Source organism: Dactylosporangium sp. NPDC000521 (genome assembly GCF_042898305.1).
In the GTDB taxonomy this organism is placed as follows: Bacteria; Actinomycetota; Actinomycetes; order Mycobacteriales; family Micromonosporaceae; genus Dactylosporangium.
Genome location: NZ_JBIAYW010000007.1, coordinates 365,403 through 388,870, shown reverse-complemented (window position 1 = coordinate 388,870; position 23,468 = coordinate 365,403). Strand labels below are relative to the sequence as shown.

19 protein-coding genes are annotated in these 23,468 nt (G+C 72.8%); 7 read left to right on the top strand and 12 right to left on the bottom strand.

The window, feature by feature from the left end; all coding sequences use genetic code 11:
* Positions 1-53: 53 nt before the first annotated feature.
* On the top strand, positions 54-1,541 hold the full coding sequence (locus ACFY3L_RS24645; protein WP_389328334.1) for a phenylacetate--CoA ligase family protein: 1,488 nt from the start codon (positions 54-56) through the stop codon (positions 1,539-1,541).
* 30 nt (positions 1,542-1,571) lie between these two features.
* Here the strand turns inward: ACFY3L_RS24645 and ACFY3L_RS24640 are convergent, their stop codons facing one another.
* The 3 genes from ACFY3L_RS24640 to ACFY3L_RS24630 all read right to left on the bottom strand — a co-directional run bounded on the left by ACFY3L_RS24640 (position 1,572) and on the right by ACFY3L_RS24630 (position 4,413).
* The gene (locus ACFY3L_RS24640; protein WP_389328331.1) at positions 1,572-2,495 is read right to left on the bottom strand and encodes an ion transporter; all 924 of its coding nucleotides are present in this window, start codon (positions 2,493-2,495) and stop codon (positions 1,572-1,574) included.
* Between the two features lie 144 nt (positions 2,496-2,639).
* Positions 2,640-2,864: a hypothetical protein gene (locus tag ACFY3L_RS24635; RefSeq protein ID WP_389328328.1), complete on the bottom strand. Its 225-nt coding sequence runs from the start codon at positions 2,862-2,864 to the stop codon at positions 2,640-2,642.
* 301 nt (positions 2,865-3,165) lie between these two features.
* Positions 3,166-4,413, bottom strand: a complete 1,248-nt coding sequence (locus ACFY3L_RS24630) for an amidohydrolase family protein (protein ID WP_389328325.1) — start codon at positions 4,411-4,413, stop codon at positions 3,166-3,168.
* 88 nt (positions 4,414-4,501) lie between these two features.
* Here ACFY3L_RS24630 and ACFY3L_RS24625 point away from each other — a divergent pair, with 88 nt between their 5' ends.
* A complete protein-coding gene (locus ACFY3L_RS24625) occupies positions 4,502-5,158 on the top strand; it encodes a trimeric intracellular cation channel family protein (protein ID WP_389328322.1) in 657 nt (218 codons plus the stop codon).
* Positions 5,159-5,236: 78 nt separating this feature from the next.
* On the opposite strand, the gene ACFY3L_RS24620 is transcribed toward ACFY3L_RS24625, so the two are convergent.
* Entirely contained in the window at positions 5,237-6,823 is a 1,587-nt protein-coding gene (locus tag ACFY3L_RS24620) for a polysaccharide lyase family 1 protein (RefSeq protein WP_389328319.1), read from the bottom strand.
* A gap of 120 nt (positions 6,824-6,943) precedes the next feature.
* On the bottom strand, positions 6,944-7,807 hold the full coding sequence (locus tag ACFY3L_RS24615; RefSeq protein ID WP_389328316.1) for a LysR family transcriptional regulator: 864 nt from the start codon (positions 7,805-7,807) through the stop codon (positions 6,944-6,946).
* 69 nt (positions 7,808-7,876) lie between these two features.
* Between ACFY3L_RS24615 and ACFY3L_RS24610 the strand changes: the two genes are divergently transcribed.
* Positions 7,877-8,404, top strand: coding sequence for a hypothetical protein (locus ACFY3L_RS24610; RefSeq protein ID WP_389328313.1), 528 nt, complete (start codon positions 7,877-7,879; stop codon positions 8,402-8,404).
* Between the two features lie 39 nt (positions 8,405-8,443).
* On the opposite strand, the gene ACFY3L_RS24605 is transcribed toward ACFY3L_RS24610, so the two are convergent.
* From ACFY3L_RS24605 to ACFY3L_RS24595, 3 genes are all read right to left on the bottom strand, one after another.
* Positions 8,444-9,160: a VOC family protein gene (locus ACFY3L_RS24605; protein WP_389328310.1), complete on the bottom strand. Its 717-nt coding sequence runs from the start codon at positions 9,158-9,160 to the stop codon at positions 8,444-8,446.
* 30 nt (positions 9,161-9,190) lie between these two features.
* On the bottom strand, positions 9,191-9,685 hold the full coding sequence (locus tag ACFY3L_RS24600) for a flavin reductase family protein (protein ID WP_389328307.1): 495 nt from the start codon (positions 9,683-9,685) through the stop codon (positions 9,191-9,193).
* 72 nt (positions 9,686-9,757) lie between these two features.
* Positions 9,758-11,053 (bottom strand): NtaA/DmoA family FMN-dependent monooxygenase, encoded by a 1,296-nt coding sequence (locus ACFY3L_RS24595; RefSeq protein ID WP_389328304.1) that lies wholly within the window; start codon positions 11,051-11,053, stop codon positions 9,758-9,760.
* A gap of 158 nt (positions 11,054-11,211) precedes the next feature.
* Between ACFY3L_RS24595 and ACFY3L_RS24590 the strand changes: the two genes are divergently transcribed.
* Positions 11,212-12,888 (top strand): nitrate/nitrite transporter, encoded by a 1,677-nt coding sequence (locus ACFY3L_RS24590; RefSeq protein ID WP_389328301.1) that lies wholly within the window; start codon positions 11,212-11,214, stop codon positions 12,886-12,888.
* Here the strand turns inward: ACFY3L_RS24590 and ACFY3L_RS24585 are convergent.
* From ACFY3L_RS24585 to ACFY3L_RS24575, 3 genes are all read right to left on the bottom strand, one after another.
* Entirely contained in the window at positions 12,836-14,194 is a 1,359-nt protein-coding gene (locus ACFY3L_RS24585) for a WD40 repeat domain-containing protein (protein ID WP_389328298.1), read from the bottom strand. The genes ACFY3L_RS24590 and ACFY3L_RS24585 overlap by 53 nt on opposite strands.
* Complete coding sequence (locus tag ACFY3L_RS24580) at positions 14,191-14,697, bottom strand: SigE family RNA polymerase sigma factor (protein ID WP_389328295.1); 507 nt, start codon at positions 14,695-14,697, stop codon at positions 14,191-14,193. The genes ACFY3L_RS24585 and ACFY3L_RS24580 overlap by 4 nt, the downstream gene beginning before the upstream one ends.
* Positions 14,698-14,788: 91 nt before the next feature.
* Positions 14,789-17,221: a SpoIIE family protein phosphatase gene (locus ACFY3L_RS24575; RefSeq protein WP_389328292.1), complete on the bottom strand. Its 2,433-nt coding sequence runs from the start codon at positions 17,219-17,221 to the stop codon at positions 14,789-14,791.
* A gap of 423 nt (positions 17,222-17,644) precedes the next feature.
* Between ACFY3L_RS24575 and ACFY3L_RS24570 the strand changes: the two genes are divergently transcribed.
* A complete protein-coding gene (locus tag ACFY3L_RS24570) occupies positions 17,645-19,381 on the top strand; it encodes a S8 family serine peptidase (protein ID WP_389328289.1) in 1,737 nt (578 codons plus the stop codon).
* Positions 19,382-20,106: 725 nt separating this feature from the next.
* Here the strand turns inward: ACFY3L_RS24570 and ACFY3L_RS24565 are convergent.
* Positions 20,107-20,892 carry a hypothetical protein gene (locus ACFY3L_RS24565; RefSeq protein ID WP_389328286.1) on the bottom strand — a complete coding sequence of 262 codons (786 nt, stop codon included), beginning with the start codon at positions 20,890-20,892 and terminating at the stop codon, positions 20,107-20,109.
* A 256-nt stretch (positions 20,893-21,148) separates the two neighbouring features.
* Here ACFY3L_RS24565 and ACFY3L_RS24560 point away from each other — a divergent pair, with 256 nt between their 5' ends.
* Together ACFY3L_RS24560 and ACFY3L_RS24555 are read left to right on the top strand one after the other, a co-directional pair.
* Positions 21,149-22,492 carry an extracellular solute-binding protein gene (locus ACFY3L_RS24560; RefSeq protein ID WP_389328283.1) on the top strand — a complete coding sequence of 448 codons (1,344 nt, stop codon included), beginning with the start codon at positions 21,149-21,151 and terminating at the stop codon, positions 22,490-22,492.
* A 78-nt stretch (positions 22,493-22,570) separates the two neighbouring features.
* Positions 22,571-23,374 carry an SAM-dependent methyltransferase gene (locus ACFY3L_RS24555; RefSeq protein ID WP_389328280.1) on the top strand — a complete coding sequence of 268 codons (804 nt, stop codon included), beginning with the start codon at positions 22,571-22,573 and terminating at the stop codon, positions 23,372-23,374.
* The last annotated feature ends 94 nt before the right edge of the window (positions 23,375-23,468 follow it).

Here is a 23,468-nt window from a genome sequence, read left to right as displayed (position 1 = left end):
CCAATACAATCGGCCGGGCCTGCAGCGGACGGAGTGCGGACGGAGTGCGGACAGTGGATGACAGGGCGCAGCGGGTCCTGGCGGGCCTGCGCGAGTTCTACGAGGCCCCACCCGGCGCGGCGGCGGCGGAGGACGGCGCCGAGCGGGCGGTGCGGCTGTTCCACGAGGTCGCCGCGAGCGTGCCCGCGTACCGGTCGTTCCTGCGGGAGCGGGGCGTCGACCCGGCCGGCGTCGCCACGGCGGCCGACTTCGCGCGGGTGCCGCTGCTGACGAAGGCCGACTACCACCGCAGGTTTCCGCTGCCGGAGCTGTGCCGCGGCGGGACGCTCGACGGCGCGGAGACGGTCGCCGTGTCGTCCGGGTCGTCGGGGCAGCCGACCGTGTGGCCGCGCTCGGTGCTGGACGAGCTGGTCGTCGCCCGCCGGTTCGAGCAGGCGCTGGTCGGCAGCTTCCGGGCCGACCGCCGGCGCACGCTGGTCGTGGTGTGCTTCGCGCTCGGTTCGTGGGTCGGCGGCATGTACACCGCCGCCGCCTGCCGGCACCTGGCCGCGAAGGGCTACCCGGTCACGGTGGCGACGCCCGGCAACAACGTCGACGAGATCCTGCGGGTCGTCCAGGAGCTGGGGCCGCAGTTCGAGCAGGTGGTCCTGGCCGGGTACCCGCCGTTCGTGAAGAACGTCGTGGACGCAGGGCGGGAGCGGGGCGTCGACTGGCCCGCGTACGCGATCAAGCTGCTGCTCGCCGGTGAGGTCTTCAGCGAGGAGTGGCGCACGCTCGTCGGCGCCAGGGCCGGCATGGCGGACCCGCTGTCGGACTCGGTCTCCCTGTACGGCACCGCAGACGCCGGCGTCCTGGGCACGGAGACCCCGCTGAGCGTGGCGATCCGCCGGTTCCTCGCGGGCCGCCCCGACGCCGCCCGCGCGCTGTTCGGCGACCCGCGGCTGCCGACGCTCGTGCAGTACGACCCGGCGACCCGCTACTTCGAGACCCACGAGGGCACGCTGCTCTTCACCGGCGACGGCGGGATCCCGCTGATCCGCTACCACATCGCCGACGAGGGCGGCCTGCTGTCACACGAGGCGATGCTCGCGTACTGCGCCGGCCTGGGCTTCGACCCGGCGGCCGGCCTGGACGGCAGCGCCGCTCCGCGGCTGCCGTTCGTATGGGTGTTCGGCCGGTCGCTGTTCACCGTGTCGTACTTCGGCGCCAACATCTACCCGGAGAACGTGACCGTCGCGCTGGAACGCGACGGGATCAGCGACTGGGTCACCGGCAAGTTCGTCCTGCAGGTGCTCTCCGACAGCGACGAGGAGCGTCACCTGTCCGTCGTGGCGGAACTCGCGCAGGGCGAGACCGGCGACCCCGGAAGGGCCGAGCTGCTGGCCGGCGCGATCCGCGCGGAGCTGCGACGGCTCAACAGCGAGTTCGCCAACTACGTGCCGGCCGCCTACCAGACGCCGCGGGTCGAGCTGCGCCCCACCGGCGACCCCGAGTACTTCCCGCCGCAGGTCAAGCACCGCTACACCCGCCCGGCCCGGTGACCCGGCCGCGGTGGGGTTTGTGTGCCGGCCTCAGCCAGGTGCGTCGCCGGTCGCCGGTTGCCGGCGCGGGACCAGTGCGTCCGGGTCGGCCGTGGCGACCGGCCGGGCGAGGTGCTGCTCGAGGGCGTCGACGGCCGCTCGTAACGATGCCAGCTGCGCCGCGACCGTCGCTGCTCCGGGCTGCTCGGCGGGGTCCTCCGCCGGGGCGGGGGCGGCGTTCGCGGTGTCACGCTCCTCCTGGTGAGCGTCCTGCAGCGCGTTGAGCACGACGCCGACGAGGAGGTTGGTCAGCAGGAAGCAGGCGGCGACCATGTAGGAGACGTAGTACAGCACCGCCCACTCGGTGACCGCGCGACCGGTCTGCAGGGTGTCGGTGATGCCGTCGAGGGACAGCAGCAGGAACAGGGTCAGCATCGCCTGCCCGACGGTGCCGTAGCGGGCGGGGTTCGCGTCGGCGAACATCATCCAGCCGAGCATGGCGTAGCCGTACAGCAGCAGGACGGTGACGAGCAGGAAGCTGCCCAGGCCGGGCAGGCTGCGCCGGATGCCCACCAGGATGACCCGCAGGCTCGGGAAGAGCCGGAACGTCCGCACGATCCGGGCCAGCCGCAGCATGCGCAGCACGGTCACGTTCTCCCGCACCCCCGGCAGCAGCGGCGAGAGCAGGATGAACAGGTCGAAGAGGTTCCAGCCGTCGCGGAAGAACGCCCGCGGCGCCGGCAGCTGCGCACCGAACCGCACCAGCAGCTCGGCCGCGAAGCACACGATGCAGCCGTACTCGACGGCCCGGAGCACGTCAGCGGCGGCGCGGTGCGCACCGTCATAGGTCTCCAGGCCGAGCACCGCCGCGTTGATGACGATCACCGTGAACGAGGCGACGGTGAACCAGCGCGCGTCGACCAGCGCGCGGCACGCGGCGGCGACACGAGCCACCGACGGATGGATGGTGTTCATGGACGGGCCGGACCCCCAGGGACGGTGACCTTCAACCGGCACGCAGCCTACGACATGATCGACATGTCGGGATCGACGGCCGAACCTTCCGAAGGAGGCATGAACCCGGCCTGCGGATTCACTCACGCGACCCCGGGTGACGGGTCACTCGCCTTCCTTCGAGTCGTCCGAGGTCATCGCCTCCTGACCGGGAGCGGACGGCAGGAAGACGTGCTGATGGCCCCGGCCGATGTCGACGTTGAGCTGGTCGAGTTGCGTGGCGCCGACCGACCAGCCGGCTACCGCCAGGTCACGCTGGCGGCCGGCGAGGCCCAGCAGCGCCGCCCGGTCGGCCTCCGGGGCCTTGACCGCCGCGGCGTAGGTGTCCACCGCGAGGTCGAGCTGCCGGGCGCCGCCGGCGAGGCTGCCACGGGCGATGTTGACCGCAGTCCCGGCCGACGGCGGATTCGCGAACTCCTCGACCCCCTTGCGCGTGACCGTCTTCCACCCGTCGACCTTGCCCTGCTCGACCAGCGGCCCTGGCGCGCCGCCGGGAGGAAGCGCCGTGGTGACGATCGATGCTATCGACTCGAACGACAGCCGGAAGGTCCCGAATTGCCGACCTCGCAGCGACCGGCACCTGCCGGTCGCGCACTCCGAGGCAGGTGGATTCCGGCGGAACGGCAGTCCGTCACGGTGCGTCGATCGGGCGGTGCACGGCGCCGTCGTGCATGACGAAGTCGACGGCCCCGGTGGCGTCGATGTCGTCGAACGGGTCTCCGGGCACGGCGATCAGATCGGCGGTGGCGCCGGGCGCGATCCGGCCGAGGTCGGGCCGCCGCAGGAGGTCGGCGGCGGTGCTGGTCGCGGCGCGCAGCGCCCGCAGCGGGCTGATGCCGGTGTGGACCATGGCGGGGAACTCCCGCCAGTTCTGCTCGTGCGGGAACATGCCGGCGTCGGTGCCGAACGCGACGCGCACCTCGCTGGCGGCCACATTGCGGGCGCTGTCGCGCAGCTGATCGGTGTACCGGCGGAACTTCGCCCGCTCGGCCGGGTCCTTGCCCAGCCAGTACTCGTCGTCGTCGAGGTGCTCCAGCGCGTCGGAGACCATGAACTGGGTGGGCACGAGGAACACCCCGCGTCCCTGCATCAGCGCCAGGGTCTCGGCGGAGGCGAGGTTGCCGTGCTCGATGGAGCGCACCCCGGCCCGCACGGCACGGGCGACGCCCTCGTCGCCGTAGGCGTGCGGGGTGCACGGGACGCCCAGGTCGGCGGCGGTGGCCACCAGGGCGTCCATCTCCTGAGAAGTGTAGGTGGCCTGCCCTGGGTCGTCGGTGGGTGTGCCGAACCCGCCGGTGGCCCCGAACTTGATCCAGTCCGCACCGGCCCGGATCTCTTCGCGAACTGCGCGGGTGACGGCGGCGGGCCCGTCGGCGAGCACCCCGATCTCGTGGCCGTGTTCGGGTGCGAGCAGGGTGGAGATGTCCCCGTGGGCCGCGCGGGCCGAGATCAGGTGTGGGGCCACGAGCATGCGTGGCCCGGCGATCAGGCCTTCGGCGATGGCGTCGCGGAGGTGGATGGTGATCGGTTCGGTGGCGAAGGTGGCCAGGTCGCGCACCGTGGTGAAGCCGCGGTCGAGCAGATCCCGCAGCACCGGCAGGGCACGCAGGGCGATGACCGTGGCCGGGTCGGCCACGAATGCGGTGAGCAGGGCGGACGGGTCCACCGTGGTGTGGATGTGACAGTCGATGAAGCCGGGCAGCAGCATCCGGTCGCCGAGGTCGACCACCTGCCTCGTGCCACCCGAGACCCGCGCGCCGACCTCGGCGATCCGGCCGCGGTGCACCAGCACCTCGGTGTGGCCGGATGGCGCCTCGGCCCGTCCGTCCCAGCATCGTCCGGCTACGACGACGGTCCCGGTCGAGGTGTCCGCGGTCATGGGGCTCTCCGTGGTTCGCTCGCTCGCTGAAGGTGGTTCGCTCGCTCAGCGCGCACTTCCCCCTCAGCGCCGGGGTATGCGGGCGGGCGTGACCTTTGAACCGCCGGTGCTGCTCGTCCTGGACCTCGCCGGCACCTTCGCCTTCGGGCTCAACGGTGCGCTGACCGCGGTGCGCACGGCACGGCTCGATGTCGTCGGCGTCGTCGCGCTCGGCATGATCACCGCTCTGGGTGGAGGGGTGATCCGCGATGTCCTCATCGACTCGCTACCGCCGGCGACGTTCCGCGACTGGCGCTACTTCGCCTTCGCCGCGGTCGGCGCGCTGGTCGCGTTCGCCCTCAGCCGGCGGCTGCATCGCCTGGAGACACCGATCGTGGTGCTCGACGCGGTCGGGTTGAGCGTCTTCGCCGTCATCGGCGCCGGCAAGGCCCTGGACTTCGGGCTCGGCGTCGCGCCCGCGGTCCTGCTCGGGACGGTGACGGGGGTGGGTGGGGGCACGATCCGCGACATGCTCGTCCGGCGGATCCCGTCGGTGCTGCACAGTGACCTGTACGCCATTCCCGCGCTGGTCGGCGCCGCGATCACCGTCACCGCCGTCCGGGCGGGCTTCTACGGCGTGCCGGCTGCGCTGGCGGCAGCGGCGGTCTGCTTCCTGATCCGCATGGCCGGCGTGCGGTACGACCTCAACGCACCTCGGCCACCCGGAGCCTCAGGGGATCGGGGTTCGCCCAGCGACGACAGGTAGGCGGGGGCTGGACGTGCGAAGACCGCACGGCGGGGCCGGACGGATCCGGCCCCGCCGTGGATCAGCGATACCCAGGGATCAGGCGTAGGTCTCGAACTCGGCGACCTTCGGGGTGCCCGTGGCGCTGGTGATCTCGAAGGTGACCTTCTTCAGCGAGGTGCGGGTGAAGGTGATGACGCCCGCGCCGGTACCGGAGGCGAGGACCGCACCCGTGTCACCGTTGAGCACGCGCCAGTTGCGGATCACACCGCCCGCGCCGGACGCCTCGCGGATGTTGATGCGCGAGATCGCGGTGGCCGAGCCCCACTTGATGGAGATGGAGCCGGTCGTGCCGGACGGCGACCAGAACGTGCTCATGCTGCCGTCGCGGACGTCGCCGTAGCTGGTCCCGTCGGCCTTGCTGGAGCCGTCGGAGCCGGCGCCGATGCTGAGGTTCGTGCCGCCCTGCGTGGGTCCCGGTGAGGACGGGCCGGGGGAGGACGGACGCGGCGACGACGAGGTCGGCCCGGCGGAGGTCGGACCGCCGGTCGGGCTGGTCGGCGTGCAGCTGCCGTTGGAGACCTGCAGGCCCTTGTTCGCGCCCGCGGTGCGGCTCACGACGTCCGGCACGCAGCTGGCCGGGTCGAGCGGGAAGCTGTACGGGATGCTGACGCTGGTGTTGGACGTCGGGTTCGGGCCCGCCGGGTTGGTGTCGGTGCCCTTCGGCGACCAGGTCACGTTGTCGAAGATGTTGCCCGCGACCTGCCAGTAGCCGGCCTCGCTGGTGTAGAACGTGCCGATGACGTCCTTGGAGTTCTTGAAGTAGTTGTTGTCGATGCGCGCCCGCGCGCCGGCCCGGGAGTTGATGCCGGACTCGTTGAGGCTGACGTAGGAGTTGTTGTAGATGTGCGCGATGCCGCCGCGCAGCAGGGGCGTGCGGGAGTCGATGTTCGTGTACGAGTTGTGGTGGAACGTGATGTAGCTGTTGCCCCGGTCGCTCTCGCTGGAGCCGATGAGGCCGCCCCGGCCCGAATTGCGAAGCGTGCTGTAGGACAGCGTCACGTACTGCACGTCGTCCTTGAGGTCGAACAGGCCGTCGTAGCCCGCCGACTCGCCGCCGGACGCCTCCAGGGACACGTGGTCGACCCAGACGTTGCGGACGGTGCTCTCCATGCCGATGGCGTCGCCGCCGTTGGACGTGGGGGAGCCGGACTTCTTCACGTTCTTGACCGTCACGTTCTGGATGATGATGTTGCTCGAGTCGCGGATGTGGATGCCGAGCTGGTCGAAGACCGCGCCGCCGCCGACACCGATGATGGTGACGTTGCTGATCTCCTTGAGCTCGATCTTGTCGGCGGCGGTGTTGCAGCTGCTGCCGGAGACCTTGGTCGTGTTGCCGTGGTTGATCGTGCCTTCGACCTGGATGATGATCGGGGTGCTGCTGCTGGCCCGGTTGCACAGCGCGGCGTGGATGGCGGTGCCGGTGGTGGCCCGGACCGTCTGCCCGCCGGCGCCGCCGGTGGTCCCGCCGTTCTGGGTCGCGAAGCCGGTGACGCCACCGGTGGCCGCGGACGCCTCCGGCGTGGACAGGGCGACGCCGACCGCGGTGCCGACGATGGCGGTGGCGGCCGCGGCCACGCCGGCTCGGAGCGCGAGGCGGCGGGGTGTTCGGGTCTTTGAGCTCATTCGAAGCCTCCGGGTGGGGGTGTGAAGCATCGGCGGAACCCGATACTAGGAAAGCGCTTTCCTCCGCGACAAGGGTTCTGATGTGCAGGTTTGTTGCAGGAATCCTGAACCGTGAAATTTTCAGGCGCGGGAAAGAATGCGCTGCACGATCCCGGTGACTCGCGGGTCTGACATCGCTGCCGGTTGATGCACCAGGTGATACGTGATAGGCGGCAGGTCCCGGACCGGACGGGCGACGACCCCCGCGGGCGGCGGCACGCAGCCGTTGACGACCGCCAGCCCCACGCCGAGCGCGACGAACTGCGCGATCAACGGCCAGCCCTCGGCCTCCACCGCGACCGTCCAGCCGGCGCCGGCGGACCGAAATGCCTGCTCCAGCAGCACCCGGTGGGGCCGGTGCTGCGGCGGCACCACCATGCGCACGCCGTCCAGGTCACGCAGCCCGACGGTCCTGCGCCGGGCCAGCCGGTGTCCTTCGGGCACGAACAGCATCTGCGGGAACGTCGCCAGCTCCGCCACGGTCAGGTCCTCGGGCAGCACGTCCAGGACGCTCACCCCGAGGTGCGCCTGGCCGGTCCGCACCGCGGCGAGCATCTGCCGGTGGTCGCAGTTGATCAGGCGCAGCCGGGTCGGCTCCTCGGCGAGCACCGCCCGGATCGTGTCGCCCAGCAGGTACAGGTAGGCACCCTGGCCGGCGGCGAGCACGACCGGCCGGTGCGGCGCGTCGCCGGCGAACTCGGCCAGGAACTGCGCGAGCCGCTCGTCGTGCGCGCGGGCGAACCGGGCCACCGCCTCGCCGTCGGCGGTGAGCACCAGCCGCCGCCCGACCCGGTGATACAGCGGCCGGCCCAGCTCCCGCGCCAGCTTCCCGATCTTCACGTGCAGGGCGGGCTGGGAGATGCGCAGCCGCTCCGCCGCCCGGGTGAAGTTGAGGTGATCGGCGAACACCGCGAACGCGGCGAGGGCGTCCGGCGACACGGCCATAGACCCAGACTATAGTCGCGCCGGCAAGAATAGTTCCGCGCTAGCGCCGCGACGGCGACGCTGAACCCCATGAACACAGCAGGCAGCAGGCTCGGCGTCGACATCGGCCGGGTCATCATCGGCGGGTCCGGCCCGGGCGGCGGCGACACCCAGTTCTTCAGCGGCGACACCGCCAGGATGCTGGCCACGCCGGCGGTGCCCGGCGCGTTCGAGGCCCTTGCCCGTCTCGTGCCCCGCTTCGAGCAGGTGTGGCTGATCTCCAAGTGTGGCGAGCGGGTGCGGCGCCACACGCGGCTGTGGCTCGACCATCACGCGTTCGCGGCCCGGACCGGCATCCCTCGCGAGCACCTCCGGTTCTGCCTGCGGCGGCCCGAGAAGGCCGTGCACTGCGCGGAGCTGGGGATCACGCACTTCGTCGACGACAAGCTCGACGTGCACGAGGCGCTGCGCGGCGTCGTGCCGCACCGGTTCCTGTTCGGCCCGCAGCCGCCCCCGGCGCCGTCGTGGCTGCACCACACCGAGACGTGGGACGCCGCCGGGGCCGCGATCCTGCGCAGCCTCGATCAGGCCTCCGACCGGGCACCGGCCCGGCGGTAGGCGACGCTCAACGAGGAGGCTGAGCGGCCGGGCCGGGGTTCAGCCGGGCTCCGCGCACAGGCAGAAGGGCTTGCCGACCGGGTCGAGGAAGACGCGGAAGGTCTCGCCGCCGGCCTGGAGCCTGGTGGCGCCCAGCGCCAGGGTCGCCGCCTCGGCCTCGTCCAGGTCGCCGACCAGCACGTCGAGGTGGACCTGCTGCGGGTGGGCCGGGTCGGGCCAGCGGGGCGGGGTGTAGCCGGCGACGCGCTGGAACAGGACCGGGCGGTCGCCGTTGTCGCCGATCTGCGCGAACTCGTCGTCGTTGTGGGTGAGGGGCTTGCCGAGCAGCGCGGTGTAGAACTGGCTGAGGCTCCACGGGTCCGCGCAGTCCACGACCGGGCCGAGGAGGGTGACGCCGTCGTTGCCGGGCTGCCAGCAGAGGTCGAACGGGTGGCCGGCCGGGTCGGCGACGGTGATCCAGCGGTCGTTGCGGCGCAGCAGGGTGCCGCCCAGCGCCAGGACCCGCTCGAGGGCGGGCTCGAGTGCGGGGACACGGAGGTCCAGGTGCGCCTGCTGCGGGCGGTCCTGGCCGGGCCACAGCGGCGGGCGGTGGTCGGGGGCGAGCTGGAAGCCGACCTTCCACCCGTCGTTCGCGCGCAGCGACACCCAGTCGTCGTCGGCGTGGGTCTGCTCCCAGCCGGCGAGCTCGGCGTAGAACGCGGCCAGGCCGCGGTAGTCGGCGGCGTCCAGCACGACGACGTCCAGCGTTCCGATCATCCGTCGAGCATATGACCGCCGCCGCGGGCGTTACGCGGCGCGCTGCAGGCGGCCGAAGGTGCTGGCGTGGAAGACCAGGGGCTCGCCGCCGTGCTCGGCGTGCAGGTCGTGGATGCGCAGCAGGACGATGTCGTGGTCGCCCGCGGGCAGCTCGCGTTCGATGCTGCAGTCCAGCCAGGCGCAGGCACCGTCGAGCAGGATCTCGCCGGAGTTGCTGGCCCGCCATGTCGCGCCGCTGAACCGGTCGCCGGTGCGGGCGCTGAGCTGCCGGCCGAGATGCTCCTGGCCGGCGCTGAGGACGCTGACCCCGAGCCGCCCGGCGCGCCGGAGCACCGGCCAGGTCGTCGAGGTCTTCGCGATGCACACCGACGCGAGCGGCGGGTCGAGCGACACCGACGTGAACGAGCTGGCGGCCAGTCCGATCGGGACCCCGTCGACGAGCGCCGCGATGGCGGTCACGCCGGTCGGGAACGCGCCGAAGACCCGGCGCAGGTCGGTCGGGTGCAGCACCGTGTGCACGCTCATGTTGGGCCTGCCTTTCCTCGCTTCGGCTGAGCTCAGTCTATCAAAAAGCCTACTATTTCGATAGGATTAGCTTCACAATGTGGACAGGGGCGGCAGGCCGAGGTTCTCCCGCAGGGTGGGCCCGAGGTAGTCGTCCTTCACGATGCGGCGCCTGCGCAGCTCGTGCAGCAGTCCGTTGACGACGAAGTCGTGCTGCCGAGGGTCCGACAGGCCGCCGACGGACATGACGTCGAGCACGCCGGCGCGGAACCGCTCCTCGACGGCGTCGGCGATCTGCTCCGGGGTGCCGGCCTCGGCCCAGTGGCCGGTGTCCTGCGCCGCGACGATGAGCTCGCGCAGCGTGTACCCGCTGCGGGCGTACCCGCCGAAGATCTCGACCCGGCCGCGGCGGCGGTGCACCGACGACACGTCCGGCAGCAGGTGCTCCGGCAGCGTCTCGTCGAGCTTCGCCTCCGACAGGTCGACACCGCCGCCGAGCATGTCGGCGACCAGCGCCCGGCCGGCCTCGAAGTCGATCGCCTCGTGCCGCTCGCGGACCAGCCGCCGCGCCTCCTGCTCGGTGGCGCCGAACGTGGCGTGCAGGGAGCTGAAGATGAGCGGCAGGCCTTCCGGCCGTCGATGCGCGGCGGCGAGGGCGCGGACCCGGTCGGTGTACTCGCGGGCCGCCGTCAAGCTCGACAGCGCGGTGAAGACGACCTCCGCGTACCGCGCGCCGAGCTCGATGCCCGCCGGCGACTGCCCGGCCTGGATCTGCACCGGCCGGCCCTGCGGCAGTGGCGGGATGTTCAGCGGGCCGGCGACGGTGAAGTACTGCCCGGCGTGGTCGATCGGACGGATCTTGTCGGGGTCGAGCACGGCCGTGCCGTCGGGACCGAGCCGCAGTGCGCCCGGCCGCCAGCTGGCCCAGAGCGCGTTGACGACCTCGAGGGTCTCCGCGGCGCGGGCGTAGCGCGCCTCCGGCCCGGGCAGCGGGTCGGGTCCGAAGTTCTCCTCGCCGATCGACGACGTCACCAGGTTCCAGGCGGCGCGGCCGTTGCTGACGTGGTCGAGCGTGCCGAACAGCCGGGCGAGGTTGAACGGGTGGTGGAACGTCGTGGAGACCGTCGCGATCAGCCCGATCCGCGTCGTCACCTGGCTCAGCGCCGCGACGTAGACGAGCGGCTCCTGTGCGCCGATCGTGCCCTGCGCGCCGAAGGTCAGCAGGTCGGGCACGAACAGGGCGTCGAACCTGGCCGCCTCGGCCAGCTCGGCGACCCGGCGGGCGGTGTCGAGGGTGGACCTTGCCGGGTCGAGCGCCAGCTCGTAGGTGCCGGGGTGCCCGCCGGCGGCGGTGACCGTGGCGAGCGTGCGGGGCGGGCGGGCCGTCATGACCGAACCATATTCCTATCAACCCAATAGGGATATATGTCAGACGTCACATCGCGGGGGTGCGTAACCGGCGACGTCCCCAGGTCGTTGAGGAGTGAGGTCCAGCAGACGAGGTGGGCCGGTCGAGCGTCGCGTGGGGGTGTTGGGCTGATGGCACGATGCTGATGCGGCGGGCGGATCCCCCGGGACGGGCGGCGCCCGCGAGCTGGGCCGGCGTCACGCTCGCCCTGACCGTCACGGGCTACGTCCTGCACTACTGGACGTGGATGCTGATCGGACCCATGGGCCCGCAGCTCGGCTACCGCTTCGGGCTCGACGCCGGCACCTGGGCCCTGCTCGGCATCGTGCCGCTCGTCGTCGGTGTGCTGGTGCGGGTCCCGGCGGGGATGCTGGCCGACCGGTTCGGCGCCAGGATCGTGCTGCCGGTGGTGAGCGTCGTCGCGGCCATCGGGGTGGCCGCCCTGACCGTCGCCGACGGGCTCGCGGCGCTCATCGCCGTGGCGTGCACCATCGGCGTCGCGGGTGCGGGCCTGCCCGCCGCCGCGGCCGCTGTCGTGCGTGCCGTCGCGCCCGGCCGCCGCGCATCCGCGTTGAGCCTCTTCGCCGCGGGCATGTGCCTCGCCGCCGCGACAGGGGTCGCGGTGCGGGCCACGGTCGCCATCGACCGGGGGCACGGCCTGCTGATCCTGGCCTGCGCGCTGCTCGGCCACGCCGGGTTGTCCGCCGTCGTGCTGCGCGACCGTCCCACCGCCGGGCAACGTCCGGCGGGTGCCTGGTCGGCCGTCGCCGCCCTGGTGCGCCGGCCCGCCACCCGCCATCTCACCATCTGGTACGGCGTCTCGTGCGGCGGCCTCGTCGCCCTCGACGTGTACCTGCCGGAGTACCTGCACAACACGTTCGGCGTCGGCTGGACCGCGGCCATGCTGGGCGCGGCGGCCGCGGTCGGCCTCGGCGCGATGGCCGGGTCGTTCGGCGGATGGTTGTGCCGGCGGCGCGCCCCCACCGCCGTGATCGGCGTGTGCTTCACCGCTCTTGCCGCGCTGCTGCTGGTCCTGGCGTTCGAGCCGCCACTCGCCTGGGTCGCGGGCCCGGTCCTCGGGGGCGTCGCGGTCGCGCTGGGCACCGCGTTCGGCAGTGTGCTGGCGCTCATCGGGCGCACCGCGCCGCCTGCCCACGCCGGCACCATCACCGGCGTGATCGGCGCCGCCGGCAGCGGGGTCGGGCTCTTCCCGCCGCTGCTGCTCAACACCATGCACGACCTCAACGGCTCGTACACGATCGGGCTGATCCTGCTCGCCACCGCCGCGGTCTGCGGCGCGGGCAGCCTCCGCGCCCGGCGCGCCTGGATCGGCGCCGCCGTCGCCTTCCCCGCGCCGGCCGCTGTCGCGTCGCCGGCCGATGCCGCGTCGCAGGCCGCCACGACGATCGTGTCGCTGGACGGGCCGCAGGTCCGCGCGTACTTCGGCGACGCCACCGCCGTCCTCGCGGCCCTCGCGACCCGGCACGAGGTGGCGGTCGTCTGCCGGGACGGCGGCACGGGCCTCGGCTTCCAGCTCGTCGCGGGCCTGCGCCGACACCTGCCGGCGCACACCGTGCTGGCCATCACCGCCGAGACGCCGCCGCACCCGCACGAGACGGCGGCGATCGCGGAGATGATCGACGCGGGGACGATCCCGCTCGTCCTCGTCGACGACGTCGACCCGACGCCGACCGCGCTGCTCCTCGCGGCGGCCGTCGACGCCGACCAGGTGCTCCAGCTGGGCCTCGACCGGGTCGAGGGCCTCATCCCGTTCCAGCGCCTTCCCACGACGCACCTGCCTCTCGTCGGCGGGTGAGCCGGCGGTACAGGAGGAACACCACGACGACCAGGGACAGGCTGCCGCCGGCGGTGGTCAGGGTGAACCACCCGGGCCACGGCCCGCGGTCCGGGTCGGCGGGGCGCACCACCAGGGACGGCAGCAAGCCGGTCGCCATGCGGATCTCGTACGCCTGGCACGTCTGCATCCCGAACTCACAGCTCTGCCCGGCGTCGAACCGGCTCAGCAGCGTGCCGGGCAGCCCGGCCGCCAGTGGCACGTCCCGCAGTTCGCCGGCGCCCTTGCCGGCGGCGACCAGCGCGACGATCCGGTCGCCGGACCGCCACCCGAGCATCTCCTCCGCCGCGACCGGCTCCGGCACCGGCCCGCTGCCGGTGGCGTCGACGAAGACGATCCGCCGGTTGTAATACTCGGTCCCGTTGCCGCCGCCGGACGTCGTGGCGCCGGTCGCGGCGAGGAGCCGGCCGTCCGGCGACCAGGCGGCGTTCATGGTGAGGACGTGGTCGGCCGGCAGGTCGACGGTCCGCGTCACCGTGCCGTCGAGGTCGACGATCTCGACCTGGGGCCCGGTCTGGACCGCGATCCGCTGCCCGTCGGGCGCGAACGACGCGGCGAAGACCGGGGTCACGCCGCCCAGCGTGCGGTGCCGGCCGGTGGTGAGGTCGACCAGCACCAGCACGCCGGTCCGGCGGGACTCGCCGAGGGTGTCGTTGTACGGGTCGCCCATCGGCATCGGCACCGCCGAGTACGCCAGGGTCCGCCCGTCGGGGGAGAACGCGAGCGGCACCGCACCCGTCGGCGCGGGCAGCGGGACCGCCCGCCGCCGCCCGGTGCGCAGGTCGATGAGGGTCAGCGCGTCGACAGCGGTCAGGTCGTCGGTGACGACGGCGGTCGTCCCGTCCGGCGACAGCAGCCAGGGCCGGATGCCGCGCCGCCCCTCCGCCGCGTCCAGCTGCCGGTACGTGTCCCGGTCGGCGCCCAGCGCCAGCGGCTGGAACTGGTTGAACAGCTCGCCGTTGCCGAACTCGAACAGCATGACGGCCCGCCCGCCGGGGGAGCGGCTGACGGTGCTGGTCAGCGACGAGTACGGCGCGATGTGGTCGGGCAGCGATGGTGCCGCGCCCGGCGCGGCCGGCACGACGGCCACCGGCCGCACGAGCGGCAGCAGCCCCAGCCCACCGGCCAGCAACGCCAGGACGGCGATCACCGCGGCGGCCCGGCGACGCCGCACGGACCTGCGCCCCCGCGCGACGAGGGTGTCGACGTACTGGGGCGGCAGCGGCGGCTCGTCGAGCGGCACCGACTGGAACAGCTGCTCGCTCACCGGGCCTCCCAGGCGTAGTCGGGCATGAGGCGGCGCAGCGCCGCGAGAGCGTAGGACGTCTGGCTCTTCACCGTGCCGGTCGAGCAGCCGAGGGCCCGCGCGGTCTCCGCGACGTCGAGCCCTTCCCAGTACCGCAGCACCAGCACCGCCCGCTGCCCCGGCGCCAGCCTGGCCAGCGCCGCTCGCACGTCGACCCGGTGCTCGGTCGCCGGCGCGGGCAGGTCCTGCAGGTCCGGCTCGGCGTCGGTGAACAGCCGCACGTTGCGCGCCCACCAGGTGCCGCGCTGCTGGAGGTACACGTTGACGAGGACCTGCCGCACGTACGCGTCCGGCGAGTCCGCGGCGCTGATCCTGCCCCAGTGCCGGTACAACTTCAGGCACGTCGCCTGCACCAGATCGTGCGCCTCGTGCCAGTCCCCGCACAGGTGGTAGGCGGTCCTGCGCAGCGCGAGCACCCGGTCGCTCACGTACTGCACGTAGGCGTGCTCCTCGTCGGCCCGCATCCGGCTCCCTCCCGCTCACCTCCTGGATCGCAGCACCGACCGGATCGGTTGTGCCCGCCGCCGGAAATTCTGCGCCGCCGGCGGAGACCTGTCAGGCGCGGGGAATCTCGAACCAGACGAGCTTGCCGCCGGTCGGGACGAGCTCGGAGCCCCACGCGGCCGCGAGGTGCTCGATGATGTGCAGGCCGCGGCCGTTGTCGCTGTCGGCGTCCGTCGGGGAGGTGCGCCGCTGCGGCGGGCGGATGCTGGTGTCGTGGACGGTGACCCGCAGGTTCTCGTCCAGGCGCAGCTCCACGGTCACGTCACCGACGGTGTGCTGGATCGCGTTGGTGATGACCTCGTCGAGCAGCAGCAGCGCGTCGTCGATGATCGGTGCCTGCTTCCACGCGGTGAGCACGTCGGCGGCGAAGCGGCGGGCCGCGGACGCGCTGATCGCCTCGCCCCGGAAACGGCGCCGCGCGGACGGCGGCCCGACCGGCGCGGCGTCGCTGGTGAGGCAGAGGAGGGCGACGTCGTCGGTGCGGGGCCGTGGGCCGACGTCACTGCCGAGGATGTGGTCCAGGGTGCCGCCGGGGTCCCGGGTCGGCGCGCTGTGCAGGGCCGCGAGGAGCTCCCGCAGCCCCTGGTCGATCGGGTGCCGGCGGTCCTCGACGAGGCCGTCGGTGTAGAGCAGCAGCGTCGCCGCCTCCGGGAGCAGCAGCGTCGTGTCGAGGTAGACCGCGTCCGGGGTCACGCCGAGCGGCGGGCCGGGGCGCAGCCGCAGCCGGCGGACGCCGTCGGCGGTGCGCAGCATCGGCGGGGGATGTCCGGCGGTGACGGCGGTGGCGGTGCCCTCCGCGAGGTGCACCTGCAGGTAGCAGCAGGTCGCGATGGTGTCCGGGTGCAGGTCCAGCAGCAGCCGGTTGACGTGGTGCACGACGCTGGCCGGGTTGTGGTGCTCGCTGGCGTACGCGCGCAGCGCGTTGCGGACCTGGCCCATCGTCGCCGCGGCCGCCGCGCTGTGGCCGGCGACGTCGCCGATGACGACGCCGACGACCCCTTCGCCGAGGTCGATGATGTCGTACCAGTCGCCGCCGACGTCGACGCCGTGGGTCCACGGCAGGTACCTGGCCGCGTGGCGCAGCCCCGGCACGCGCGGCAGCGTCGCGGGCAGCAGCGCCCGCTGCAGCGCGGACGCGAGCGTGGTGCGCGCCTCGAAGAGCAGCGCCCGCTGCAGCGCCTGGGCGCCGAGGCCGGCGAGGGCCATGAGCGTCGCCTGCTCGTCGTAGTCGAACTCGCGCGGCTTCCGGTAGCCGACGACGAGCGTGCCGAGGACCTCACCACCGACCGCCAGGGGCAGGAACGCCCAGGCCTGCCGCTCGCCCGCCGGCACCGCCACCTCGGGGTCCGGCTGCGCGGCGTGGAACTGGGCGAGGGACGTCAGGTAGAGCGGCTGCCCGGTCCGCGCGACCGCCGTCGCCGGATACGGGTGGTCCAGCGGCAGCTCCCGAAGCCTGTCGACGACGTCGGGCTCGTAGCCGTCGTGGAACCGCAGCTGCAGCTGCTGCTCGTGCAGCAGCAGGAGGGCGAGGCCCTGGCCACCCGCCGACGGGCGCAGCACCGAGCCGATCGCCGCGTACACCTCGGCCGTCGTGCTCGCCGCGACCAGCGCCGTCGTCGCCGTCTGCAGCGCCGTGGCGCGGGCCGCCGCCTCCGTCGCGCGGGCGGCGGCCTGCTCGGCCTCCGCGGCGGCGGCGGCGAGGTGCCGCTGCCGCTCGACCTCGTCGGTGATCTCCCGGAACGACACCGCCACGGCCGGCGTGCCGGCGTCGGCCCGCGCCCGGGCGACCTTCACCTCCCACACCTGGTCGACCTGCGGGTACGGCCGCTGCTCCAGCCACGGCTCGCCGGTCTCGGCGACCGACCGGTACCGGTCGAACAGGCCGTCGTCCCAGCTGCCGGGTGACACCTCGCTGAGTGGGTGCCCGATGACCTCCTCGGGCGTGAGGCCGGCGAACTTCGCGCCGAGCTGGTTGACGTAGTCGCAGACGAAGTCGACGATCGCGCCGCTGCCGTCGGTCACCGCACGCAGCAATGCGAATCCGTCGAAGGCGGCGTCGAGGGCGTCATACAGCCGGGTGCCACCTGTCGACTGCGGCGCCACCGTCAGCTGCCGCAGGTCCACGAACCGCACCCCGATCCCGTCGCCCCACGGGCTGACCCGCATCTCGAAGTGCCCGGTCAGGCTCGGCCGGTCGTAATACACCGTGCGGGTCACGGGCTGCTGCGTCTCCACGACCTCCCGGTAGCGCGGCACCGTCCCGTTGTGCACGGTGTCCGGCCACAGCTCCCGGAAGCGCCGGCCGATCAGCTCCTCGCGGGGCCTCCCCGCGAACCGGCAGCCGGCGTCGTTGATGTACACCATCTCGAAGTCGACGATCTCGCCGTCCTCGCGCACCGCCGTGGCGAGCACCCAGCCCTGCCGGTCGTCGTCGAGCATCGCCAGCAGTCGCGCGTCGCGCAGCGCACCGCCGTCCTCGCCCAACGAGCCTCTCCTTCGTCCCGATGCGTCCCGCTTCCCGATGCGTCCCAGGACGCCCTGTCATCCTCCCGCATCTGCCGACCGGCGTCGAACCACCGCGACGCACACCACTCGCGCCGGTCAACGCACGCTGACGGCCAGGTACCGCTCGCCGGTGCTCGCCTTGCCCCACAGCGCTTCGTCGTGTGGTGCCCAGACGTCGACGTCCCGCCCGGGCGTCCCGCTCTCTTCGATGCGCATGCCTGGGAGTGTTGCAGACGACCGGCTCGGGTGCAGAACGGGTGCGGGCCGGGTGCGAATTCAGTGCAGAATCGGGCGATGTGGCTGTGATTACCACGAATACGGACGGGACCGGCTGATCGGACGACACTGACGGGCTCGTGGTGGGCGCACGATCGAATGACCGCACCGTCTGATGGAGGTTTGATGCGTTCAGGTTCCCTGATCCGGGCCGCTGTCGCCGCGACCGCGGCGACCGGTCTGCTGGCCGGGCCGCTCGTCGGGCCGGCGTCCGCCGCCGTCCGCGCCGGGCACACCGCCGACGCGTCGGTGGCGGTGATCGTCCGGCATGACGGGAGCGGCGGGGCGGAGGCCGCCGTCGCCCGGGTGGGTGGCACCGTCGGGCAGCACCTCGACCTGGTCGGGGCGTTCACCGCGACGATTCCCGCCGGCGCGCTCGCTGTCGTGGGCGCCGCGCCGGGTGTACGGGCCGTCACGCTCGACGGCGCGGTGCGCCTGCAGGGCGAGGAGTGGAACGCCGACAAGGACCAGCACTCGATGTACAGCCTGACCCAGTCGATCGGGGCGCAGGACGTCTGGTCGGCCACCGACGCGACCGGCGCCAAGCTGACCGGTCAGGGCGTCGGCGTCGCGGTCATCGACTCCGGGATCGCGCCGGTCGCGGGGCTCGACGCGCCGGGGAAGGTCGTCAACGGCCCCGACCTGTCGTTCGAGTCGCAGACGCCGGCGCTGCGCAACCTGGACACGTTCGGGCACGGCACCCACATGGCGGGCATCATCGCCGGCCGTGACAGCGGGGTGGCGGCCGGCAAGGAGCCGGACAAGAAGCGGTTCGTCGGGGTCGCGCCGGACGCGCACCTGGTCAACATGAAGGTCGCCGCGGCCGACGGCGCCGTCGACGTCTCGCAGGTCATCGCGGCGATCGACTGGGTCGTGACGCACAAGGACGACCCGGGCCTCAACATCCGGGTGCTCAACCTGTCGTTCGGCACCGACTCGACCCAGGACCCGCGCCTCGACCCGCTGTCGTACGCGGTGGAGGCGGCCTGGAAGAAGGGCATCGTCGTCGTGGTGTCCGTCGGCAACGACGGCCTCGAGGAGACGCGCGTCGGGATGCCCGCGCAGAACCCGAACGTCCTGGCCGTCGGCGCCGCCGACCCGCTGACCACCGCGGACCGCGCCGACGACGTCGTCGCCGACTTCAGCACCCGCGGCAACGCGACCCGCCACGCCGACCTCGTCGCGCCCGGCAAGTCGGTGGTGTCGCTGCGCGTGCCGAACGCCTTCATCGACGCCGCGTACCCGCAGGCGCGCATCCCCGAGGACGCCGACCAGCGGTACTTCCGCGGCAGCGGCACCTCGCAGGCCGCCGCGGTCGTGTCCGGCGCCGCCGCGCTGCTGCTGCAGCAGCGCCCCGAGCTCACCCCCGACCAGGTGAAGCAGCTGCTGACGGGCACCGCCGACGCCATGCAGGCCGGCGACCAGGTTGCCCAGGGCGCGGGTCAGCTCGACATCGCCGCCGCCGTGAAGGCGCCGACCCCGGCCGCCACGGCGCAGGGCTACCAGCCGGCGACGGGCCTCGGCTCGCTGGAGGCGTCGCGCGGCACGTCGCACGTCGCCGACCCCGACACGGGCACCGAGCTCACCGGCGAGGTCGACATCATGGGCCAGGCGTGGACGCCGGCCGGCTGGGCGCAGGTCTGCTCGACGGGGACCGCCTGGAACGGCGACACGTGGAACGGCCGCACCTGGTCGGGCCGCACCTGGTCGGGCAGCAACTGGGCCGGCCGCACGTGGTCGGGCCGCACGTGGTCCGGCGCCGTGTGGGACGGCCGCACGTGGTCGGGCCGGACCTGGTCGGGTCGCACGTGGTCCGGCCGCACGTGGTCGGGCCAGGCCTGGTCCGCGAGCGTCTGGGGCTGACGGGTCCCGGCTCACCCGCTCCCGGTCGCAGGGTCTTCCAACTCCGCGACCGGGAGCGCCTTGCTGTTCTGCGCGCGGCCTTGAGTGATGCGTGGCCCTGGTGCGCAAGGTGTCGCGCGGCCAGGTCCGGGCCTACATGGTGGTGGCGGGCCGGCGGGGCGCGGGCATCCGCACCGGGACACGGCGGCGGGTGGTGGCGCCGGTGCCGCCCAGCCAGCGCAGCCAGCGGACGGCGGTGCGGATCCGCTTCATCGCGGCCCGCCCTGGGGCCGGGGCCGGAGCCGGAAGACGAGCGGCGGCGCCACGTCGCCGGCCGGACCGCCACCCGGGACGGGGACGGCGACGACGACGTACGCCGAGTCGTAACGGTGTCTGTCTGCGGTGGATGGACGCTTGCGGGCACGCGGGGTCGACATCACGGTTCCTCACGAAGTGGTTCGGTGGCGAACGCATCCCGCGTCGCGCGGGGGTCGCTGGAGGGAAACGGGCGTGAGTCAGGCGGGACAGCTGGCCGACCACACTCGACCGAAGTCGATGTGGTCGCGGGTCCACAGTGGCGTGCTGGCCATGGAAACAGTGCAGCAGCGTCGATGCGCGGCTGTCAACGACCCGTCACGCTCGTCACGAAGACGGCCGCGGGCGTGGACTAATTGCTATCTAGTCGATAGGATTACGGGGAAACCCTCGTGGGGTGCGGCAGCCCACCGCACCCCACGAGGGTGGTGTTACTCGAACAGCTCGTAGACCGAGTCCGGGGCGGGGATAGCGTCGGCCGGCTCGGTGACCGGCTGGACCGAGCCGAACCCGGCGAACGTCAGCCGCATCGACAGCTCCGGGTCGATCGCGTCGCCGTCGACGGTGAAGTCCGTGAGCCGGCCCTTGGCGTCGACGGTCGCGGTGAACGGGACCGCCTTGGCCTTCGTGCCGGCCTTGCGCACCGCGTCGCTCGAGGGGGCCAGGACGGTGTCGGCGGCCGTCACGTCGACGGTGCCCTTGTAGTGGGTGGCGTCGGTGCGCTCGACCTCGCCGAGGCCGTCCTTGCACAGCTCGGTGAGGCCCAGCCGGGGTGCGCCGGCCGGGTCGATCGGTAGTGTCGCCGAGGCGCCGACCTTCGACCGGTCGATGCGCAGCCAGTGCGCGGGGTCCAGGCCCCACTCCTTGTTGAGCAGCGGGCCGAAGTCGGCCTTGACCCACAGCTCGGGCGCGACGACGGTGTACGCCACGGAGATGTCGAGCTTCTCGACCCGGCCGCCCATGGACATCATGGCGGCCTTGTTCGCGGGGTCGATCCTGCCCTCGCCGGTCTTGTTGCCCTGCTTGATCTTGTAGGTGTGCGAGGTGCCGTCCAGCGCGTCCACTGCCGCCAGCAGCCCCTCCTTCGGTGGCAGATCGGCCGTGGGTGCACCGAGGATCCGGCCCGCCGACGGCGTCCCGACCTGCGTCTCGACCGTGCAGCCGGTCAGGCCGCTCGCGGTCAGGGCGAGCACGAACAGCACAGTTATGTGTCTCATCTGGCAAAGGCCTCCGTGTCAGGGGCGCACCCCCAGGCTCGGAGGCGCAGCCGCACGGACGGTATCGGCCCGCCGCCACAGCTCCGACCGGCCGGAAACCGGGCTGGCGCAGGTCAGCATGATCAGCCCCGATTCCGTGATACGACTTCTGTCGACTTTCCGTCGCCGGCTCGGTGCTCCAGCTCCGCCTCCGGCTCCGTGCTCAAGCTCCGCGCTCAGTGCTCAAGTGGCGGGCCGTGGTGCCGATGAATGGGGCGTGCTCAGGGTCCTGGCGGTCGCCGTCGTCGCCGCGCTCGCGATGTCCGGATGCGCCGGAAGCGGTGATGGCGCGAAGGAGTCCGTCGGGTACGCCGCGGACCAGCCGCCCGTCACGATCGACTTCTGGTACATGCCGTCGGGCGGCCCGCTGCAGGAGAAGGCCGTGGCCGAGGAGGCCAAGGAGTTCCACGCCGCGCACCCCAACATCACCGTCAACCCCGTGCGGATCGTCTGGGAGGACGCGCTCACCCGGCTGAGCACCGCGTCGGCGAGCGGCGAAGGGCCCGACGTCACCCAGCTCGGCACCACCTGGGTCGGCGGCTTCAGCCAGCTGGGGGCGCTGCGCCCCTACACGGCCGCCGAGGTCGACGCGGTCGGCGGGCAGACGGCGTTCACCGCCGCCAGCTGGAGCTCCAGCCATCTCATCGGATCCCCGGACACGACGGCGATGCCGTGGCTGGTCGACGTGCGGGCGCTGTTCTACCGCACCGATGTGCTCAAGGCCGCCGGTCTGGACGCGGCCACGGCGTTCGCCACGTGGGAGTCGCTGGAGGCGTCCCTGCAGCGGATCCAGGCCACCGGCGGCGGGGTCGCGCCCCTCGCGATCGGCAACGAGAACACCTTCGGCATCATCCACAACGTGGCACCGTTCGTGTGGAGCGCGGGCGGGGACCTGCTCGACGCGGCCGGCACCGCGTCGCGACTGGCCGAGCCGGCGGCCGTCGACGCCGTGCACTACTACCAGCGGCTGGTCGCGCGGTTCAACGACCCGCAGGTGGCGCAGATGGTCAACAACGACGTGCCGGCCGCGTTCGCCGCCGGTCGCGGTGCCGTCACCATCGACAACTCCCAGTCCGTCGGTGACTTCCTGGCCGACCCGGACCGCCCCGGCCTGCGGGCCGGCTGGGCGACCGCGCCGCTGCCCGCGGGCAAGGCCGGGCGGTTCGGCTTCCTCGGCGGCTCCAACCTGGCGATCCTCAAGGACGCGAAGCACCCCGGAGCCGCGTTCGAATGGGTGCGGTTCCTCACCGGGAAGCAGAGTCAGCAGCGGTACGCCGTGAGCACCGGCCTCTGGCCCGCGCGCTCGGAAGCGGTCGCCGGGACGAAGCTGGAGACGGAGCCCGCGTACGCCGCGTTCCGCGAGATGATCGGCCACGGCAGGATGTACCCGTCGGTCGCCGCGTGGATCGTGGTGGAGAGCGTGATCGCCAAGGACTTCGCGGAGCTGTGGCACGCGCCGGGGGAGCTGACCCGCGACCAGGTCCGGGCGATCCTGACCAGGACCAGCGCCGACATCGACGAGACCCTGCGCGATCCGGGCCGCACCGGCATCGGCGAGTAGGCCGGTCGGTTGTTGGTGCTGTTGTGACGAACCACTAAGTTCGGTCACGACACAGCACGCCGCCTGGAAAGGACGCCGGTGGACAGCAGCGAGCAGAGCCGGATCGACACCACTGTGCCGCACCCCGCGCGGCGGTACAGTTACTGGCTCGGCGGCAAGGACCACTTCGCCGCCGACCGGGAGTCCGGTGACGCGATCGCCGCCGCCTTCCCGGCCGTCGTCGCCCTGGCCAGGGCCAACCGGGCGTTCCTGCGCCGCGTCGTGCACTTCCTGGCGGAGGCCGGTGTCCGGCAGTTCCTCGACCTCGGCACCGGCCTGCCCGCGCCCGACAACACGCACGAGGTCGCGCAGCGGGTCGCCCCCGAGTCGCGGGTGGTCTATGTCGACAACGACCCGATCGTGATGGTCCACGCCCGGGCGCTGCTGCAGGGCGACCCGCGCGGCGCGACCGCCTACCTCGAGGCCGACGTCCGTGACCCCGACGCGATCCTGCACCACCCGAGCCTCCTCGAGACGCTCGACCTGACCCAGCCGGTCGGCGTCCTGCTGATCACCACCCTGCACTTCGTCCACGACGACGAGCAGGTCGCCGCGATCGTCAAGCGCCTGGTCGACGCGGTGCCGTCCGGCAGCTACCTGGTGATCACCCACGGCACGATGGACTTCAGCACCCCGCAGGGCATCACCGCGTATGAGCAGATGTTCGCCGCCGGCCGCACCGACGTCCGTGCCCGGCCCAGCACCACCATCGAGCGGTACTTCGAGGGTCTGGAGATCGTCGAGCCCGGCATCGTCCCGGTCGGCGACTGGCGCCCCGACACCGATGAGCGCCCGGTCAGCGAGGATCTGCAGATCTACGCGGTGGTCGCCCGGAAGCCGTAAGGTGACAGGGTTCGGGGCCGATTGGTTGTTGTACAACCATTGCACCGACCGGAGGGTCACGTTGGGCCTGCTGCGAGCACGTGGTCGAGTCCAG